Source organism: Buttiauxella sp. BIGb0552, from assembly GCF_004366275.1.
Classification (GTDB): Bacteria; Pseudomonadota; Gammaproteobacteria; order Enterobacterales; family Enterobacteriaceae; genus Buttiauxella; species Buttiauxella gaviniae.
Genome location: NZ_SODY01000001.1, coordinates 739,496 through 758,751, shown reverse-complemented (window position 1 = coordinate 758,751; position 19,256 = coordinate 739,496). Strand labels below are relative to the sequence as shown.

Below are 19,256 nucleotides of genomic sequence, written 5' to 3'. Positions count from 1 at the left end.
GATGATTTCAAAGCTGTAGCGTCGCAACATCATCCAGACTCCGGAAGTAAACACCCGGCGAACCGGGTGTTTTTAACCGTCATACTTCACGTTATCGGTGTGTTGGCGTCGGTCGTTCATCCCAGTCACATAGTTATCTACGCTTCTGGGGACTCACTTGCTTGCCACCTGCCGACAACTCAAATTATGCAGGTTAGTAGTGTGGCTATGCTTTCGGGATAACCCCGATAACCTTATGCAGCTGGCTGAGTTGCAGGTTTTGCTGCTTCAGTTTTAGCGGTAGGTTTTTTGTGGTGCTTTTTAGCAGCCTGGGCTTTCTGTGCAGCTGGTTTTGCTGCTTCAGTTTTCTTCACTTCTTTTTTGTGTTTTTTAGCGGCTTGTGCTTTCTGCTCGGTAGCTGCTTTTTTGTGTTTTTTATGATGAGTAGTTTTTGCAGCAGGAGCTTTAGCTGCAGCAGAAGTGGTAGCAGGAGCTGGAGTCGCAGTAGTCTCAGCAGCGAAAGCAGCAGAAGACAGACCCATTGCAGCGGCAACAACCAGAGCTAATACTTTATTCATCTCGACATCCTCAATTCATGTTTGAATTCATGTTTGTTTGAAGCCCTGCGGGGCCGTTGAGATGAACTATAGACTTGTGGATCAACGCGTTCAGTGAGTGATTGGTTTCGGCGTGTAACGGTTTGTACACGCCGGGGAATTGATGAAGAAATTTCGTGGTAGGTCGGATTAGCGCAGCGACATCCGACATAACCTGCGTCAATGGTGGATGTCGCTAACGCTAATCCCCCCCTATAAAACCCGAATTATTTAGGGCGCGGACAGGTGAGGAAGATTAAAGGTAACGCGCTTCTAAATGTTTGCGGAAATACAACGGGTTAAGGTCTTCACCGGTAGCGTTGGTAATCAACTCTGAAGTGGTGAAGCGGCTGCCGTGTTGCCAGATATTCTGACGTAGCCAATCGAACAATGCGCTGAAGTTTCCTTCCGCAATATCGCTTTCGAGCTGTGGCAGTGCGAGTTTTGCCGCATTGAACAGTTGAGCAGCATACATTGCGCCCAGCGTGTACGAAGGGAAGTAACCGAAAGCACCGTCCGTCCAATGAATATCCTGCATACAACCATTACGGAAGTTATCTTTGGTGGAAAGCCCCAACCATTGCCGCATTTTTTCATCCCACAGTGCCGGGATGTCTTCCACTTCAATTTCACCATCAATCAGCGCACGTTCGATTTCGTAACGTAAAACTACGTGGGCCGGATAGCTGACTTCATCTGCATCAACGCGAATAAAACCACGCTCGACACGCTGGTTAACGGCAATAAAGTTTGCTGTTTCAAATGCGGGTTGTTTGCCAAAACGCTCAGTGACCATCGGTAGCAGCAGTTTAAGAAACTCTTTGCTACGCCCTAATTGCATCTCAAAGAACAGACTTTGTGACTCATGAATCGCCGTGGAACGCGCCAGAGCAACAGGCTGGCCTAGCCATTCACGTGGCAGGTTCTGCTCGTAACGCGCATGGCCCGTTTCGTGGATAACGCCAAACAGTGCGCTTACCAGATCTGTTTCATCGTAACGCGTGGTAATGCGTACATCTTCCGGCACGCCGCCGCAGAACGGATGCGCACTGACATCAAGTCGGCCACCGTTAAAATCAAAGCCCAGCAGCTTCATGGTTTCCAGACCAAGCTCGCGCTGATCGTGCGTAGCGAATGGGCCAACAGGAGTTATAACCGACTCTTTTGCTTGTTTATCGACAACTTTTTGCAGCAACTCAGGCAGCCAGGTGCGCAAGTCGCCGAATAGCACGTCGAGTTTGGCGCTGGACATGCCGGGTTCATAAATGTCTAACAGCGCGTCGTAGGGGGATTTGCCTTTTGCTTCTGCGCGCAGTTTCGCCTCTTCACGGCTAACACGAACCACTTCTTTTAAATTGGTGGAAAAACCCTGCCAGTCGTTGGCTGGGCGTTGCGTGCGCCAGCCATGTTCACAGCGCGTCCCAACCAGCGATTTTTCTTCTACCAGTGATGCGGGTAATAAAATGGCTTCTTGGTACTGGCGTGTCATTTCACGCAGGTTTGCACGTTCAACATCATTCAAATTTTCCTGAACCGCGGCCTGCAATAGCGTAGCGATTTTTTTATCGGTCAGGATTTGGTGCTGCAAAACACTCAGTTCGGCCAGGGCTTCGCCGCGTGCTGTGTTGCCGTTTGGTGGCATATTGGTGAACATATCCCAGCCAGCGATGGCCGAGAGATGTCCAAAACGTGAAAGACGCTGGAAGGTGCGGGTGAGATGATTATAGTTTTGCTTTTCCATAGGGCCTCATAAAGAGATGGTTTACGCTGCGAAAATAGCAAAAAGCCATCCCGAAAACGAGGCCGTAACGGGGTTATTGTGCGCGATGATGCAAACGCGTCCCCACCAGTAAGGATATGACCAAAAGTGAGCCAATAAAACTGGCGACTCCCGGCCAGCCAAACTGGTGCCAGAACACTCCGCCGAGCGTCCCGGCAAGACTTGAACCGAGGTAATAGCTGAATAAATAAAGTGACGAGGCTTGCCCTTTAGCGCGTTTAGCTCGCGGGCCAATCCAGCCGCTGGCAACAGAGTGTGCGGCGAAGAATCCAGCAGAAAAGAGCAGCATGCCGATGAAGATAATCGGCAACGGTGAAAAGACAGTTAACACCACACCTGCCAGCATCACCGCGGTGGAAAAGACCATCACCGGGCCACGGCCAAATTTTGCGGTCATGGCCCCGGCTTTTGGCGAACTCCATGTTCCGGTTAAATACGCTACAGACAGAAGCCCGACCACCGCCTGGCTTAAATACCATGGCCCCTGCATCAGGCGATAACCAATGTAGTTAAACAGGGTGACAAACGCCCCCATCAGCAAAAAGCCCTGCGCAAATAACAGAGGTAGCCCCTGATCGCGCCAGTGCAGCCGGAAGTTGATAAACAGCGTTTTGGGCCGCAGCGAAGAGGGGCGGAAATGTTTTGAGGCGGGCAGTATTTTCCAGAACATTAACGCTGATGCCAGAGCGAAACAGCCAATAGCCGCAACCGCAATCCGCCAGTTAAAGAAGTCGGTCAACACGCCGCTTAACAGGCGGCCACTCATGCCACCAATTGAGTTCCCACTGATATACAGCCCCATCGAAAATGCCACCACGCTTGGGTGGATTTCTTCACTCAGGTAAGTCATGCCAACCGCAGCAACACCGCTAAGAGACAGCCCAATCAGGGCACGCATCACCAATATGCCATGCCAACTTGTCATCATGGTTGAAAGTAGCGTGCAGCATGAGGCGAGCAACAGCGCCGTAACCATCACGGGTTTACGACCGATGGCATCAGACAGCGGGCCAGTAAAGAGCAGCCCAATCGCCAGCATAGCAGTTGAAACAGATAGCGAAATACTGCTACTGGCCGGTGAGACACTAAATTCATGAGAAAGAACCGGCAGTATCGGTTGTACACAATAAAGTAGCGCGAAGGTGGCAAGTCCTGCGGAAAAGAGCGCAAGCGTAACGCGCATAAATTGAGGTGAACCACGCTTGATGTAAGTGACCGGCTGGGGAGATCGTCTTTCGTCAATATTTGCTGCCGGGGCGGTGTTGACGAGGGTTGTACGGCTCAAAATCGGTCCTTAAAAATACACAAATGAAGTCTTCTTTTCAGAGTAGAAAATTGTAATTGTTCTGTCTAATATATTAATAATCTCAATTGATATTTTAAAAGTATGAATATTGAATTGCGTCACCTGCGTTACTTTATTGCCGTTGCTGAAGAGCTGCATTTTGGGCGGGCTGCCGCGCGTTTACGTATCTCTCAGCCACCTCTGAGCCAGCAAATTCAAATCCTTGAACAGCAAATTGGTGCGCGTCTACTGGCGAGAACTAATCGCAGCGTGAATCTGACCGCCGCAGGCAGCCAGTTTTTGCAAGATGCCCGGCAGATTTTAAGCCAGGTTGATGCAGCGGCAGGGCGTGCAGCCCGGCTTCATCAAGGGGAAACCGGCGAGTTGCGTATTGGTTTCACATCATCCGCGCCCTTTATTAAAACGGTATCCGATAGCCTTTCGACATTTCGCCGCAGCTACCCGGACGTACATCTCCAGATGCGGGAAATCAACACCCGCAAGCAAATTGCACCGTTAAACGACGGCGAACTCGAACTCGGTTTAATGCGCAACACGCGGCTCCCGGATACGCTCGACTGGAGTCTGGTTCTGCGTGAGCCACTACTGGCAATGGTGCACCGTGACCATCCGTTGGCCCAATGCTCAAAAGTTTCTCTGCAACAGCTCGCAAATGAACCTTTTGTCTTCTTTGATCCGCTCGTTGGGACGGGGCTGTATGAAGATATTCTCGGCTTGCTGCAACGCCACGGGATTTCACCCTACATCACCCAGGAAGTGGGCGAGGCCATGACCATCATTGGACTGGTGTCCGCCGGGTTAGGGGTATCGATACTTCCGGCGTCATTTAAACGTGTCCGTCTATCGGAAGTGGTGTGGCTACCCATTGATGAGCCAGAAGCGCAATCTGAAATGTGGCTCGTTTGGCCAAAGCATCGTGAACTTTCTGCGGCGGCACTTCGCATCTCTGCGCTGCTCACTGAGTCAATAACGACGTTAAAAGGTGGTTAATACAGCAGATTATGTGCGGTAAATCACAACCCTACCTAAATATTTGACTCCTTCGCTTGAAGTGTTTCACCATAGCCCAAAGTTTATTTCGAAGCGCGAAAATAAAGGGAGTCGCAAGTGGTTGCTGATAGTCAACCGGGCCATATCGATCAGATCAAGCAAACCAATGCGGGCGTAGTTTATCGCTTGATTGATACCCATGGGCCGGTGTCGCGCATCGATCTTTCTCGCCTGGCGCAACTTGCGCCTGCCAGCATCACGAAAATTGTTCGTGAAATGATTGAAGCTCATCTGGTGCAGGAAACGGAAATTCAAGACCCTGGTAGCCGGGGCCGTCCAGCTGTGGGCTTGATGCTGGAAACTGAAGCATGGCACTATTTGTCCGTGCGTATTAGCCGTGGGGAAATCTCCCTTGGCCTGCATGATTTAAGCAGTAAGCTGATTGTTGAAGATACGGTTGATCTTGCTATTAGCGACTCACAACCGCTTATTGAACGCATCATCGCGCAGATTGACCAGTTCTTTATCCGCCATCAGCAAAAGCTTGAGCGCCTGACGGCGATAGCTATCACTATGCCGGGTATTATCGACACCAAGCGCGGCATCGTGCATCGGATGCCGTTTTATGAAGTCTGCGATATGCCGCTCGGTGAGATTCTGGAAAACTACACCGGTGTGCCGGTCTATATTCAGCATGACATCAGCGCCTGGACGATGGCGGAAGGGCTATTTGGCGCCTCAAAGGGCGCTCGTGATGTGATTCAGGTGGTTATTGATAATAACGTCGGTGCCGGTGTGATTACCGATGGACGCCTGCTCCATGCGGGCAGTAGCAGCCTGGTTGAGATTGGCCATACGCAAGTTGATCCTTACGGCAAGCTTTGTTATTGCGGTAACCACGGTTGCCTGGAAACGATTGCCAGTATCGACAGCGTGCTTGAATTAGCACAGCTTCGCATGAGTCAGTCGATGGGTTCCATGCTGCATGAACAACCTCTGACGGTCGAATCTCTCTGTGACGCTGCGTTAAGTGGCGATCTATTAGCGAAAGATATCATTCTCGGTATTGGTACTAACGTTGGCCGTATTCTTGCGATAATGGTGAATCTGTTCCATCCACAAAAAATCCTGATTGGTTCCCCGTTTAACCGAGCCGCAGAGATTCTGCATCCGGCAATCACCAGTTGTATTCGCCAACAAGCATTACCGGCGTATAGCGAGCATATGGTTGTTGAAAGTACCCAGTACAATCATCGCGGAACAATGGCGGGAGCGGCGCTGGTAAAAGATGCAATGTATAACGGTTCATTATTGATTCGCTTGCTGCAAGGTTAATCTCATTGCCTGATCCACTAAAAATTGCGCTATCTCAATCTGGTCGAATGACTATTCTTTTAGACTTTCACTCCTGAATTATTCAATTTTTAATCACTCATACCCTAAATAATTTGAGTTGCAGGCGGGCTATAACCGTCCCTGCGACTTGAAGTTAGATGGGTACTTAAAGCATTGCCTTGGGAGTTAGTCATGCTTACGCGTTTCTTTATAACGGGTACCGATACTGCAGTCGGGAAGACTGTGGTTTCTCGCGCCTTGTTGCAGGCTCTTGCAGCCAGTGGCAAAAGTGTCGTCGGCTATAAGCCGGTAGCCAAAGGCAGTAAAGAGACGCCAGAGGGCCTACGCAACAAAGACGCGTTAGTTCTACAAAGCGTTTCCACTGTCAATTTACCTTATGAAGCCATCAATCCTATCGCTCTTAGCGAAGAAGAAAGCAGCGTGAGCCATAACTGCCAGATTAACTATTCGCTGCTGTCTGATGGGCTACAGCGTTTGGCCGGGCAGGTGGATCATGTTGTTGTCGAAGGCACTGGCGGCTGGCGCAGCCTGATGAACGACTTACGTCCATTATCCGAGTGGGTGGTTCAGGAACAGTTACCGGTGTTGATGGTGGTTGGGATTCAGGAAGGGTGCATCAATCATGCCTTGCTGACAGCGCAGGCGATTGCCAATGATGGCTTGCCACTGATTGGTTGGGTGGCAAACCGTATCAATCCAGGGCTTGCACACTACGCAGAAATTATTGATGTATTAAGCAAGAAATTGCCTGCACCGCTGGTGGGCGAATTGCCTTATTTGCCTCGAGCAGAGCAGCGTGAACTGGCAAATTACATCGATTTATCCCGTCTTAGCAGCGTTCTGACTGTAGACCGTTTGCGGGCGTAACCAGCGCGAAAGCGCAGAAGCAATTACGCACGCCAGCAGTAAACCGGGGAGTAATGTAAATTCCCCGGTCATTTCACAAACCATCAATGTGGACATAATCGGTGCATGCGTGGTCGCCGCTAAAAGCGTTGCCATTCCGGTTAATGCCAGCAAAATAGCGATGCTATCGCCACTCCACGCCCAGACTCCAAACCATTGACCGACCACCATTCCCAGTGCCGCCCCGACAAATAGCGTTGGCGTAAAGACACCACCTGGCGCACCAGAACCGCTACTTGCCAGCACCGCCGCCAGTTTGTAAACCAAAATACCGGCGACAAACAGCAGTGCCGGGGGCTGTGAGAGGAACGATTGCACTACGCTATAACCATTTCCCCAAACCAATGGCGTAATCAGCGAAAGAAGCCCAACCAGCAATCCCCCTAACGCAAGCTGTAGCGGGGGCATTAAATGCAAACGCTGGAATAGCTTGCTGCTATGTGACATCAGCCAAAGAAACAGTGGCCCGGCAAGACCTGCAAGCAGGCCGAATGCTGCCATCAGCAAGTATTGTATAGGTTGCGGAGCGCTTAACGCTCGCACGGTATACAGCAACGCTTGTTCGTCATTGAGTAAATGAGTCATCAACAAGGCGCTGACGGCAGCAATTACTACTGGGCCAAGTGAGGCGAGCATCAGCGTGCCAAACAGAATCTCTGCGATAAACAAACTGCCAGCCAGTGGTGCGTGGTAGGCGCTTGCCATCCCGGCTGCGGCACCGCAGGCGACCCACAATTTCCATTCATCTTTATTTGAGAAACGCTGGGCAAGTACCGAAGCAAAAACGGTGGCCAATAATACCATCGCGCCTTCGCGACCAATGGCACTACCGCTTGCTACCACAATCAGTGACGCGGCCGATTTGACCAGACTTGCGGATACATCAAGACGCCCGTCGCCGGTTTCTATGGCTTCCATATAGTCAGTGGGAGCAGAAGGGCGCTGGCGTGTAGCGCGTTGCCAGCCCCAAAGTAAGGTGCCCGCAAGTAAACCACCAATAGCCGGAGTGAGTAATCTGCGCCACGGCGGTAGTGCTGCAGCGGCGGCAACCAGGCTTCCGCTATGATCGCCAAGGAAAAGGCCTTCAAGGAAATACATTGACTGGCGAAACAGCCAGACGACCAATGCAGAGGCAACGCCAATCCAGACGGCGAATATTAGCCGTCGAAGCATGCCTTTCATATCGGGGAAGTGGTTTAGATGGCGCATCAAAGCATTGTAAGGTGGATAAGCGTGAGCGTCATCCACCGTTTGTTGCTGTTTTGTCGGATGTCGCTGGCGCTAATCCGACCTGGAGTTGAGCAATATTTGCGTTGAAACTACGAAATATTCAGTGCTCGGCGGGTACGGCCTGAACTGAGGTAATCGGCGATATAATCTTGCGAAATTTCACCGCTGTAGCGGCCATCTTCGTCAGTAATCGGCATCCACACCATGTTGTGCTCGTAGAGCTTAGATAGCACGATTCGCAGGTTATCTTCCGCACGTCCGGTCACGCGGAACGGGTGCAGTAACTCAGAGCATGGGCCGATAGCACCACGTGCTTCACGGCGCTTCACAAAACCTAATGGCTTACCTTCACCATCCACCACGGTTATCGAGCGCATGTCTTTATCATCCATGGTAGAGAATGCTTCCGGTAACGGTGTGGACTCACGCGCGGTAATTGTCGGTTGTTGGTCGGTGACATCACCAGCCTGAACCAACAGCAGACGTTTCAGGGTGCGATCCTGGCCAACAAACGACCCCACAAATTCATTGGCAGGCTTAGCTAAGAGTTCATCGGGACTGGCGCATTGCACAATTTTCCCCTGACGGAACACGGCGATACGGTCACCCAATTTCAGAGCTTCATCAATATCATGGCTCACCAGCATGACGGTTTTCTTCAGCTGACGTTGCATTTCCAGAAATTCATTCTGTATAGCTTCACGGTTGATAGGGTCGACCGCACCAAACGGCTCGTCCATCAGCAGTACCGGAGGATCCGCCGCCAGTGCCCGAATCACGCCAATACGTTGTTGCTGCCCGCCTGACATTTCACGTGGGTAACGGTTCAGGAAACGGTTAGGGTCGAGCGCCACCATACTCATTAATTCGCTGGCGCGTTCTTTACAGCGCGCTTTATCCCAACCCAGCATCCGCGGGACGACGGTAATGTTTTCTTCAATCGTCATGTTCGGGAACAGACCGATTTGCTGGATAACGTAGCCAATATTGCGGCGCAGCGTGACGGTATCCAGCTCGTTAGTGTTTTTACCGTTAATCAGAATATTGCCGCCGGTTGGGGCTATCAGGCGATTAATCATCTTCAGTGTGGTGGTTTTGCCACAGCCAGAAGGGCCGAGCAGCACGCACATTTCGCCTTCAGGCACATTCAGGCTGACGTTATCAACCGCGTTAAATGTTTGGCCGTTCTTCTGAACGAACTGTTTGGTGAGATTTTCCAGTTTAATCATTATCGAATCCCCTTAGGAGTCAGCACCACTTGTAAACGATGCAGTAACCAATCAAGCACAATAGCCAAAACACAAATCATCACCGCACCGGCAATCAACATACGGATGTCGCTGCTGCCGATACCGTTAAGCAATAACAAACCTAAGCCGCCAGCACCGATCACCGCAGCAATTGCCATTACGCCAATATTCATGACCACTGCGGTACGAATGCCGCCAAAAATGACCGGCAGGGCCATCGGGATTTCAACCCAACGCAGGCGTTGCCAGAAGGTCATGCCGATACCACGCCCGGCTTCACGCAAGCCCGGAGGCAAGCTGTCGAGAGCGGTGTGCGTGTTGCGCACAATCGGCAAGAGCGAATAGAGGAAGACGGCGGTAATGGCGGGGAATACGCCAATCCCTTGTCCAACCAGCGAAAACAGCGGAATCATCAGACCAAACAGTGCGATAGAAGGAATTGTCAGCACGATGGTGGCGATACCCAGTACCGGTGTGGCGAGCCATTTATGGCGCACAATTAAAATCCCCAACGGCACGCCAATAATTATCGCCAGCCCCACGGCTAATAAAACTAACCACAAGTGCTGTAGTGTCAGGCTGCCAAGATAACCTGCGTTATCAATCATATAATGCAACGTTTCCATGATGCCTCCTCAGAGCAAGCCTTTGTGCTGCAGGAATTCTTGCGCAACTTTTTGTGGGGTTTCATGGTCGATATCCACTTTGGCATTCAAGGTGGATATCACGTCGTTATTGAGTGATGCGGAGAGGGTGTCGAGAGCCTCCTCAAGCCCAGGGTTCGCCGCTAACGTCTCTTTACGCACAACAGGAGTCACGGCATAACTTGGGAAGAAGCCCTTATCGTCTTCCAGCACCTTAAGATCAAAGCCTTTTACGCGCCCGTCAGTGGTGTAAATCAACCCTGCATCCACAAACCCATCGCGCACCGCGTTATAGACCAGACCCGGGTCCATTTGGCGAATCTGCGGGCGGTCGAGCGGCATGTTGTAGGCTTGCTGCAAAGGCTTCATGCCATCGCTACGCCCGGCAAACTCCAGATCCAGTCCTAGCATCCAATTTTTATCCGGGTCTGTTTTGCGAATTTGTTCAATTTTTGCCACCAGTTGCGACATGGTATTGATGTTCTCTTCTTCAGCGCGTTTGCGCTGCATCGCGAAGGCGTAGGTGTTGTTCATATCGGCAGGTTTCAACCACACCAACCCGAGTTTGGCATCAAGTTTCTTAACGGTGTCGTAGGAGTCTTGTGGGGTCATACGTTTGTTGATGTGATTAAAAATAATCAATGAGGTACCGGTATATTCCCATGTCATATCCACCTGTTTGTTGATCATCGCATTACGGGAAATCACGGTGGCAATGTTGGTCTGCGGCGTCACCTGGAAGCCTTTCTTACGCAGGTACTGTGTGGTCATGGCAGACAAAATATGTTGTTCGGTAAAGCTTTTTGTTGCCAGCACGATAGGTTCAGCTTTTGCAGTACCTGCGAATAGCAGCGTTGTGGTGAGTGCGGCAAGTAACGGTTTAAACGGTTTCATGACGGGCTCCTTTTTATTGTTTTTATTTCACTGTGTGGGGACTTAACACACGACCTAAGCCCGCGAGTGCAACATCAAGGATCAGGGCAAACAGCGCTGTGGCAGCTGCACCCAAAATCAGTGTCGGGAAATCATTGAGGTAGATGCCCGGGAAAATAAGCTCACCGTAACTGCTGGCACCTATCAAAAACGCCAGCGGCGCAGTACCCACGTTAATTGCGGTTGCAATACGGATGCCCGAAAGCATGACTGGCCATGCGTTGGGTAACTCAACCTGGCGCAAGCGTTGCCATTTAGTCATGCCAATGCCGTTGGCAGCTTCGATAAGCGAAGAAGGGACACCGGATAAACCCGAGTAGGTATTACGGACAATTGGCAGCAGCGAGGCGAGGAACAGCGCGATTATTGCAGGTTTGTCGCCAATCCCGATAAATACCATCGCCAACGCTAAGACGGCCAGCGGTGGCAAGGTATTTCCGACGTTAAAGATTTGCATCGCATATTCAGCAAAACGGCGAGCAGCAGGGCGACTGAGCAAAATTCCGCTTGGTATCCCTACTAGCAGAGCCAGTGCCATCGAACTAAACACCAAAATTAAGTGTTGTTGCCCGAGATAAAGCAAATCCACTTTACGAGCGACTATGGTTTCGGGGCCAATTCCCCAAATCAATAATCCGAGGACGACGATTATTGCCAGTGCACCAAAAAAAGTGCGTTTTACGATGGAAGTATTATGCATTGCAGTGTGTCTCCCTGGGTGCACGTTATAGCAACCTTGAGGTCGCTTGTTGTTATGCCTTGTGTCGGCAGGGTGTTTTGACCTATAGCAACGCAGCGGGAATGATTCCAGTAAATGGGGAAATTACCTGGTGAATAATTAGTGTGTAAATTAACGAGTTAGCCTTGTGCCGCCTCGCTTAAAGCGTGGTTGTAAAGAATTGTCTTAAAATTAGCTAAGTGAAGTTACGTTGTAACTTTTGCAGGGGAAATGACGGAGAGTAACTGTAGGATAATGTGGGGTTAATACGCGGGATCGATAAGAGAAAAGTAGTCGGTGGATAAGCGCGAACGCCTTCCACCGTTACTCAGATTCTTAGGAATAGAGCTCTTTTTGCGCGACAGGAATCTGTAAACCTTTACTCCACTGAGCAAGTGTCAGGTGAGTTAATTCGCCTAACGCTTGATAGAACGGATGTTCAGCATTAGCGATAAACAACTCCAGGAAACGCCCGCTCCACGGCAGGATGTGCCAGGCAAGAAGTTCGTCAACTTTCGGCTGCAATCTTTCTTCAGCAAGCCAGGCGGCCAGCATCAGTAGCAAACCGAAGTGATCTTCGGGTTCGTTGTTATCTTGCTCGTTGGAGATGTCGTTTTTACGCATCCAGCGGCGTAATTCAAGCATCGAATCACCAAAAAGCACTTGTTCTTTATCGAGATAGACCGAACCCCAAGGCGAGGCAGGTAAAGCATCCGGGCCGATGAACAGGCGCTGCCAGGCTTCACTCAAAGACTCAGGCTCATAGTTAAAACCTTCCGCCATACGCTGCGCGATACTCGCCAGTTCTTCATGTTGTACTGGCCATTGCTCAGTCCAGGATGGATCCTGAAGTGAGGCATACAGTGATGCGACATCCCGGCTTTTAGGTTCTTGATAAAAAAGCGCACCGAGCACTCTTCCTGTCAGGGCGATAGTCGCCAGTCGTTGCGTTGTTTCAGACATCATTCTCTTCCTTGTTGCGCGAGTTATGCCGCGCATTCTCTACGGATTGCCTGGCAATTGCTATGCATTAGACATCTACATCCGTTTTAATAGCTATTGTGGCTCACTTTGTGACCCATCCTGCGTACTACCACCGCTTACCGGATAGTTTCCGCTGCTGGTACGCGTATAAAGGATTTTTTGCGTATCATTACCACAATGGCCAACAACTTGGGCATCAGGCTTATCAGCTTGATCGTTAGGAACAATTGTTAAACTAAAGCCTGATTCAGGGACACCGTTATTGATTATCTTTTGCTGAATGTCAGCCTTGACGGTATCGCAGGAAGTCTGTGCGGCCAGTACGGGAGTTGCTGCAGCCAACAGGCATACACCAAGCCAAATTGAACGTTTCATCGTATCTTCCTTCTGTTGAGGGGCTGTAGTAAGGATAGTATCTGCAGTGTAAATTGTTGTATTTGCTTATACCCTTCATACTTCAAGTTGCATGTGCGTTGGCTACGTTTACTCACCCGCATCACTTACCAGAGTAAGCTCATCGGGACTCGCTCTCTTGCCGCCTTCTTGCAACTCGAATTATTTTGGGTACATCATTGTTGTTACATTTCAAGTCGGGGACAGGAATTACGTGAAGAAAATCATTATCCTCTGTGCGCTGGCAGCGTCTGTTGCCGGGTGTGACAATCAGAACAATACGCTTTCTTACACGCCAGAAATGGCGAGTTTCTCGAATGAATTTGATTTTGACCCGTTGCGTGGGCCGGTAAAAGACTTCAGCCAGACATTAATCAATGAAAAAGGCGAAGTCGTTAAACGCATTGTTGGCCTGATATCGGAAGAAGGGTGTTTCAACGAGCTCGAATTTCACGATCTGGAAAACAATACCGGTGCAACCCTGGTGTTGGATGCTAATTACTATCTTGACGCCATCACCCGTGAAAAACGGGTAAAGCTTCAGGGGAAATGCCAGTTGGCAGAATTGCCGAGTGGCGCTATTACCTATGAGACGGATGATAAAGGTTTTGTGGTGGCAGCACACAGTGAAGCGACATCCATCGTTTACAACTACGACGCTGATGGATATCCGTTAGGTAAGGTAACTACAGCAAAAAATGACACCCTGGCTATCAAGGCGAAATCCGGTAGCGACAATAAGAAAAAACTCGATTACACCTCTGAAAGCACCCTCAACGGCAAGTCTATCGCTTTGGTCAAACAAACTTGTGATTATGACGGGTATTTCAACCCTCTGGAATGTGTACTGAATATCACCGATGAAAGTGTCAAACCGCCGAAGGTTGAAAGTTTTACGATTAAAAATAGCATCAATTATTATTGATACTTAGGGTAAAAACTCGTGTTAATGGCATTGGATTTACGCGCAAAACAACAAAAGAGAGCTTGAGTCAGCTTCCTGACTCAAGCTCTTGTTGGCGCTACGCGGCGCGAACCTTAGCAATCAGCGCCTGTTTTTCTGCATCAGATAAGAAGGCAATTCTTAAACCGTTCTCTTGTGCGGTACGGATATGTGCCGCACTCAAACCTGCTTGCGGTGCAGCCACATTATATTCGTGAATAATATCGATACCCTGGACGGCTGGGTCATCAGTATTGATCGTTGCCAGCACGCCTTTATCCAGGAAGGTAATCAACGGGTGCTTATCCATTGAGGCTATCGTGCTGGTTTGGATATTGGACGTCAGGCAGGACTCGATGCCAATCCCATGTTCCGCAAGCAAATCCATAAGCGCCGGATCTTCGATTGCCTTAACACCATGTCCGATACGCTCGGCACCCAGCTCACGAATTGCCTGCCAGATACTTTCCGGGCCAGCGGCTTCACCGGCATGAACGGTGATATGCCAACCCGCATCACGTGCACGGTTAAAGTGACTCAGGAACAGACTACCCGGGAAACCGAGTTCATCACCGGCAAGGTCAAGGGCAGTAATGCTATCGCGATGTGCCAGCAGGGCCTCCAGCTCAGCCAGACATGCAGCCTCGCCGAAAGTACGGCTCATAATGCCAATTAAGCGGGCTTCAACACCGAAATCACGGCAACCCTGGCGAATACCTTCAATCACCGCTTCCACCACACCCGCAACCGGCAGGTTATGGGTCATGGCCATATAGCCTGGAGAGAAACGTAATTCGACATAATGCAGGCCATTCAGGGCTGCATCTTCAATGTTTTCCCATGCTACGCGGCGGCAGGCATCGAGATCCGCGAGGACTTTAACGCCCCAATCCAGTTTTTGCAGGAAGCTCACCAGGTCAGGTGCTGTTTCCACAACTTGTACGTGAGGACGAAGTGCTTCAAGGGAGTCAGCCGGGAGCGGCAAATTAAACTGGCGTCCCAGATCGAGAATAGTTTGAGCACGAATATTGCCATCAAGGTGGCGGTGCAAATCGGTTAACGGCAGGGTGGTATCAATCATGGTCGCACTCTTTTTTTGATTTAAGTGCGCAACAGTATAAGAACAAACGCACCTAAATAGCTACGTTGCGCAAACAAAAAGGGGAGTTTTCTCCCCTTAACTTCACTGGAGAGATTTAATCGCCGCAATCAGGCGCTTCACACCTTCTTCAAGCTTAACTCGTGGGCAGCCGGCGTTCAGTCGCACAAATCCTTTTCCTTCCTCGCCGTAGGTATATCCCGGCATGATGGCGACTTTTTGCTGCTCGATAAGCACTTTTTGCAGCGCATTGTCATCAATACCCAATGGGCGTAAATCTATCCATGCAAGATAAGTGGATTCTGGCGGTTGCCAGTTTAGTTGCGCAAACTCTTCGTTCAGGGCATCGGCGACAAAGCGGAGATTACTTTGCAGGTATATTCGGAGCTCATCAAGCCAGGCGGAACCTTCTTGATAGGCCGCGATATGGGCAACAACGGCAAGAATGGCGGGGGATGATAATCCATCCTGACCTTTGAGCACATTTAAGTATTTCTGGCACTCATCACTATCATTAATCAAGCCATAAGCACCTGTTAATGCAGGAATGTTGAAGCTTTTGGAACCCGACGTGAACAGCGCCCATTGGCCTTTGCCTACTTCATTCCACGGCGTGTGCTGGTGGCCTTCCCATACCATATCCATATGGATTTCATCACTGATAACTCTGACGCCATGACGTTCGCAAAGCATTGCCATGGTTTCAAGTTCAGTACGTGTCCAGACTTTGCCGGTAGGATTTTGCGGGCTGCAAAGCAGCATGATCTTGCATTCAGGTTTCGCCAGTTGCGCTTCAAGAGCAACCATATCGCACATCCAACTGCTTTCGGTTTTATGCAACGGAGCGCTAAATACCTGGCGTTGGTTGCCCTCAATGGCTTTATAAAATGCGTCATACGCAGGGGTATGGATAAGCACTGCATCGCCAGGTTCAGACCACTGGCGAATGAGTTGCGACACCATGTAGATAACCGACGGGCCGTACACTACCGACTCTTTATTAATCACACTGTTAAAACGCGTGTGATACCAATGCACGATCGCACCAAGAAACTCGTCATTCTTCCAGCGGCTATAACCTAATACACCGTGAGATAAGCGTTGTTGCAGAGCTTCAAGTATGACTGGAGCGGTAGGGAAATCCATATCGGAGATGGTAAAGGGCAGGAGGTCGGCGGCACCGAAACGGTCAGCGACATAATCCCACTGAGTACACCAGGTTCCGTGGCGGTCAACGACTGTGGAAAAATCGAACATATTACCTCGCAACAAACGGGCGCCGTAGCGCCCGTTATGGTTTACGCCTGAGCAGTTTGCATCAGATGCGCCATTTCATCTTTCACCGACTGGACCTGCGGACCAATCACCACTTGCAGATTGTGCTGGTTGAGTTGCACCACACCGATGGCACGGAGGTTTTTCAGTGCTGCACTGTCGACCAAAGCCATATCTTTCACTGACATACGCAGGCGAGTGATGCAGTTATCGAGAGAAACAATATTCTCGGCACCGCCCAGAGCTGCGAGCATGGCTGGAACATTGTAACCCGATTTACCCACCTGGCCGGCAATCGCTTTTTCAGCGCTGGTGGTGTTATCGATATCACGACCCGGCGTTTTGATGTTGAAGCGGGTAATCGCAAAGCGGAAAATTGCGTAGTATGCCGCAAACCAGATAGCTGCAACCACAGGCACCATATACCATTTTGTCGCCAGGCCGTGCAGGATCCCGAATACGACGAAGTCGATGATGTTGCCATCGGTATTACCGATAGTCACACCCAATACCGCCATCATGGTAAAGCCAAGGCCAGTCAACAAAGCGTGGATGACATACAACACAGGAGCGACAAAAAGGAACAGGAATTCCAGCGGTTCAGTCGTTCCGCCAACCACGCAGGCAATCACGCCAGAAATCAGCAGGCCTTTAATTTTGTGACGGTTTTCAGGGCGAGCACAGTGATACATCGCCAGGGCTGCACCCGGTAAACCGCCAAGGAAGGCAGGCATTTTACCCTGTGACAGGAAGCGGGTCGCACTTTCAGAGAAACCATGAACCGTTGGGCAGCTCAATTGCGCCTGGAAGATAGTCAGTGCGCCGCTGACACTATGGCCACAAACATCCATCGTTCCGCCTGCATCAGTAAAGCGAATCAGCGCAACAAGGATGTGGTGCAAACCGAACGGCAGCAATAAGCGCTCACCGGTACCGAAGATCATCGGCCCAAACATGCCAGCGCTGTTGATCATGTTACCCAGTGCATTGATCCCAGCGGCAAAAACCGGCCAGATTAACGGGATAACCAGACCAACCAGACCCATCACTACGGTGGTGATGATTGGCACAAAGCGGGTACCACCAAAGAAGGCCAGCGCATCAGGCAAGCGCACGTTGTGGAAACGCTCATGCAGCAGGAATACAATCACACCGACAATAACCGCACCCAAAATGCCGGTATCAATAGATTGAATACCTAGAATATTTTGGATGTTGTTTGCTTTCAGGATGGCGGCATCTGTTGTCGGCAAAATACCTTTAGCCGTCAGCCAGAAGTTCACTGCAAGGTTCATTACCGCGTAACCGACAAAACCAGAAAACGCCGCTACACCTTTGTTTTCACGCGCAAGCCCAAGCGGGATTGCGATACAGAACATAATTGGTAGGAAGCTAAACGCAAACGAGCCGACTTTCCCCATCCAGGTGAAAATTAGCTGTAAAACAGGATTACCTAATGCTGGAAGCAGAGTCACTACATCGTGGCTACTGAGTGAACTCCCGATACCGAGCATAATGCCGCAGAACGACAAAAGTGCCACGGGTAACATAAAGGTTTTGCCAAGGTTTTGAAAAAACTCCCAAAGCGTAATTTTTTGTGGTGTATTAGCCGCCATAACGACTCCTTAAACCCTGGTTGATAGATGGGTGGTGGTAAAGAACGAAGCGGATGATAAAACGTTTTACCAACCTTTATTGCGCTATAGTTCACAGATCTAAAGCTCACTAGAGTGCTTAATACCTCATGTTAGGTTAAACGTTTTATCACTAAATTTTGTTTTATGGAGGGTCCGTCGGCCTAATGACGACTCAGGAAAAGAAAATAACAATTAACGAAGTCGCTGAAGCCGCTGGAGTTTCTGTTACGACAGTTTCTCTGGTTCTCAGTGGCAAAGGGCGCATTTCACCAGCGACCGGATTGCGCGTGAATGAAGCCATAGAAAAATTAGGATTCGTGCGTAATCGCCAGGCTGTTTCATTACGTGGTGGCCAAAGTGGGGTTATTGGGTTGATCGTGCGTGATCTATGCAATCCTTTTTATGCCGAGCTCACCGCAGGTTTAACGGATGAACTAGAAAAGCAGGGCAAGCTACTCTTCCTGACCCAAAGTGGCGCGCAGGGACAGCATATGCAGCGTTGCTTTGACATGTTAATTGCACAAGGAGTGGATGGCATTATTGTCGCCGGAGCAGCGGGACAGGGGGCGGATATGCGTACCATTGCGCAACAGAAAAATTTACCCCTGGTATTTGCCTCTCGCGCCAGCTACCTCGATGAAGCCGATATTATCAGGCCTGACAATATGCAGGCCGCTCAGCTTGTCACCGAACACTTGATCAAGCGTGGGCATCAACGGATTGCCTGGCTCGGTGGTGATGGTGCCTCTTTGACTCGCGCCGAACGCGTGGGTGGTTATTGTTCCACGCTTCTGCAATACGGCTTGCCATTCCACAGTGAGTGGATAATCGAATGCGAACCGAGTCAGAAAAAAGCGGCGGACGCGATCACCACACTTCTTCAGCACAACCCGACAATTACTGCTGTGCTCTGCCACAACAGCACTGTAGCGATGGGGGCATGGTTTGGTTTACTGCGCGCTGGAAGACAAAGTGGCGAGGGAAGTATCGATAGTTACTATGACCGCCATGTGGCATTGGCAGCTTTCGCTGAAGTGATGGACGATGAACTGGATGACTTGCCATTAACCTGGGTTTCTACACCTGCTCGTGAGATAGGTCGTATGGCCGGGCAGCGTATCCTGCAGCGTACACAGCAAGGTGATATCAGTGCGCTCAGTCAGATTATGCCAGCACGATTGGTGGTGAGAAAAAATTAAAAAGCCTCCCTAAAGGGAGGCTTTTAGCCAGGTATTGC

The 19,256-nt window shown here is 50.2% G+C and carries 18 protein-coding genes; 5 read left to right on the top strand and 13 right to left on the bottom strand.

The features are described from left to right. Positions 1 to 233: 233 nt before the first annotated feature. From asr to EDF88_RS03485, 3 genes are all read right to left on the bottom strand, one after another. Positions 234 to 557 (bottom strand): acid resistance repetitive basic protein Asr, encoded by a 324-nt coding sequence (gene asr, locus EDF88_RS03495; protein WP_134182940.1) that lies wholly within the window; start codon positions 555 to 557, stop codon positions 234 to 236. Between the two features lie 274 nt (positions 558 to 831). Next, positions 832 to 2,316 (bottom strand): carboxypeptidase M32, encoded by a 1,485-nt coding sequence (locus EDF88_RS03490; RefSeq protein WP_134182938.1) that lies wholly within the window; start codon positions 2,314 to 2,316, stop codon positions 832 to 834. A 73-nt stretch (positions 2,317 to 2,389) separates the two neighbouring features. Further along, positions 2,390 to 3,640 carry an MFS transporter gene (locus tag EDF88_RS03485; RefSeq protein ID WP_134182936.1) on the bottom strand — a complete coding sequence of 417 codons (1,251 nt, stop codon included), beginning with the start codon at positions 3,638 to 3,640 and terminating at the stop codon, positions 2,390 to 2,392. Between the two features lie 102 nt (positions 3,641 to 3,742). Here EDF88_RS03485 and EDF88_RS03480 point away from each other — a divergent pair, with 102 nt between their 5' ends. The 3 genes from EDF88_RS03480 to bioD all read left to right on the top strand — a co-directional run bounded on the left by EDF88_RS03480 (position 3,743) and on the right by bioD (position 6,874). After that, positions 3,743 to 4,651, top strand: coding sequence for a LysR family transcriptional regulator (locus EDF88_RS03480; protein ID WP_134182935.1), 909 nt, complete (start codon positions 3,743 to 3,745; stop codon positions 4,649 to 4,651). Positions 4,652 to 4,768: 117 nt separating this feature from the next. Beyond that, the gene (gene mlc, locus EDF88_RS03475; RefSeq protein WP_134182933.1) at positions 4,769 to 5,986 is read left to right on the top strand and encodes a sugar metabolism global transcriptional regulator Mlc; all 1,218 of its coding nucleotides are present in this window, start codon (positions 4,769 to 4,771) and stop codon (positions 5,984 to 5,986) included. 192 nt (positions 5,987 to 6,178) lie between these two features. Then, on the top strand, positions 6,179 to 6,874 hold the full coding sequence (gene bioD, locus EDF88_RS03470; RefSeq protein WP_034455805.1) for a dethiobiotin synthase: 696 nt from the start codon (positions 6,179 to 6,181) through the stop codon (positions 6,872 to 6,874). Here the strand turns inward: bioD and clcB are convergent. The 7 genes from clcB to EDF88_RS03435 form a co-directional block, all read right to left on the bottom strand. Beyond that, positions 6,827 to 8,122 carry a voltage-gated ClC-type chloride channel ClcB gene (clcB, locus tag EDF88_RS03465; protein ID WP_134183262.1) on the bottom strand — a complete coding sequence of 432 codons (1,296 nt, stop codon included), beginning with the start codon at positions 8,120 to 8,122 and terminating at the stop codon, positions 6,827 to 6,829. The genes bioD and clcB overlap by 48 nt on opposite strands. A gap of 110 nt (positions 8,123 to 8,232) precedes the next feature. Beyond that, positions 8,233 to 9,372, bottom strand: a complete 1,140-nt coding sequence (gene osmV, locus EDF88_RS03460; RefSeq protein WP_134182931.1) for an osmoprotectant ABC transporter ATP-binding protein OsmV — start codon at positions 9,370 to 9,372, stop codon at positions 8,233 to 8,235. Continuing rightward, positions 9,372 to 10,019 (bottom strand): osmoprotectant ABC transporter permease OsmW, encoded by a 648-nt coding sequence (gene osmW, locus EDF88_RS03455; RefSeq protein ID WP_064518575.1) that lies wholly within the window; start codon positions 10,017 to 10,019, stop codon positions 9,372 to 9,374. Before osmW ends, osmV begins: the two co-directional genes overlap by 1 nt. Before the next feature lie 9 nt (positions 10,020 to 10,028). Then, the gene (gene osmX / locus EDF88_RS03450) at positions 10,029 to 10,931 is read right to left on the bottom strand and encodes an osmoprotectant ABC transporter substrate-binding protein OsmX (RefSeq protein ID WP_134182929.1); all 903 of its coding nucleotides are present in this window, start codon (positions 10,929 to 10,931) and stop codon (positions 10,029 to 10,031) included. 22 nt (positions 10,932 to 10,953) lie between these two features. Beyond that, positions 10,954 to 11,670 (bottom strand): osmoprotectant ABC transporter permease OsmY, encoded by a 717-nt coding sequence (osmY, locus tag EDF88_RS03445; RefSeq protein WP_064518579.1) that lies wholly within the window; start codon positions 11,668 to 11,670, stop codon positions 10,954 to 10,956. Between the two features lie 354 nt (positions 11,671 to 12,024). Beyond that, positions 12,025 to 12,651 carry a Tat proofreading chaperone DmsD gene (gene dmsD / locus EDF88_RS03440; protein ID WP_134183260.1) on the bottom strand — a complete coding sequence of 209 codons (627 nt, stop codon included), beginning with the start codon at positions 12,649 to 12,651 and terminating at the stop codon, positions 12,025 to 12,027. Between the two features lie 93 nt (positions 12,652 to 12,744). Further along, positions 12,745 to 13,047: a DUF1161 domain-containing protein gene (locus tag EDF88_RS03435; protein WP_134182927.1), complete on the bottom strand. Its 303-nt coding sequence runs from the start codon at positions 13,045 to 13,047 to the stop codon at positions 12,745 to 12,747. 232 nt (positions 13,048 to 13,279) lie between these two features. Here EDF88_RS03435 and EDF88_RS03430 point away from each other — a divergent pair, with 232 nt between their 5' ends. After that, the gene (locus EDF88_RS03430; RefSeq protein ID WP_243839570.1) at positions 13,280 to 13,990 is read left to right on the top strand and encodes a YnfC family lipoprotein; all 711 of its coding nucleotides are present in this window, start codon (positions 13,280 to 13,282) and stop codon (positions 13,988 to 13,990) included. Between the two features lie 97 nt (positions 13,991 to 14,087). Here EDF88_RS03430 and add read toward each other — a convergent pair whose 3' ends face one another. The 3 genes from add to malX all read right to left on the bottom strand — a co-directional run bounded on the left by add (position 14,088) and on the right by malX (position 17,998). Further along, positions 14,088 to 15,089 carry an adenosine deaminase gene (gene add, locus EDF88_RS03425; RefSeq protein WP_134182923.1) on the bottom strand — a complete coding sequence of 334 codons (1,002 nt, stop codon included), beginning with the start codon at positions 15,087 to 15,089 and terminating at the stop codon, positions 14,088 to 14,090. A 102-nt stretch (positions 15,090 to 15,191) separates the two neighbouring features. Beyond that, on the bottom strand, positions 15,192 to 16,364 hold the full coding sequence (locus EDF88_RS03420) for a MalY/PatB family protein (RefSeq protein ID WP_134182921.1): 1,173 nt from the start codon (positions 16,362 to 16,364) through the stop codon (positions 15,192 to 15,194). A 41-nt stretch (positions 16,365 to 16,405) separates the two neighbouring features. Next, a complete protein-coding gene (gene malX, locus EDF88_RS03415) occupies positions 16,406 to 17,998 on the bottom strand; it encodes a maltose/glucose-specific PTS transporter subunit IIBC (protein ID WP_134182919.1) in 1,593 nt (530 codons plus the stop codon). 185 nt (positions 17,999 to 18,183) lie between these two features. On the opposite strand from malX, the gene EDF88_RS03410 reads away from it, so the two are divergent. Continuing rightward, positions 18,184 to 19,218: a Mal regulon transcriptional regulator MalI gene (locus EDF88_RS03410; RefSeq protein ID WP_134182917.1), complete on the top strand. Its 1,035-nt coding sequence runs from the start codon at positions 18,184 to 18,186 to the stop codon at positions 19,216 to 19,218. The last annotated feature ends 38 nt before the right edge of the window (positions 19,219 to 19,256 follow it).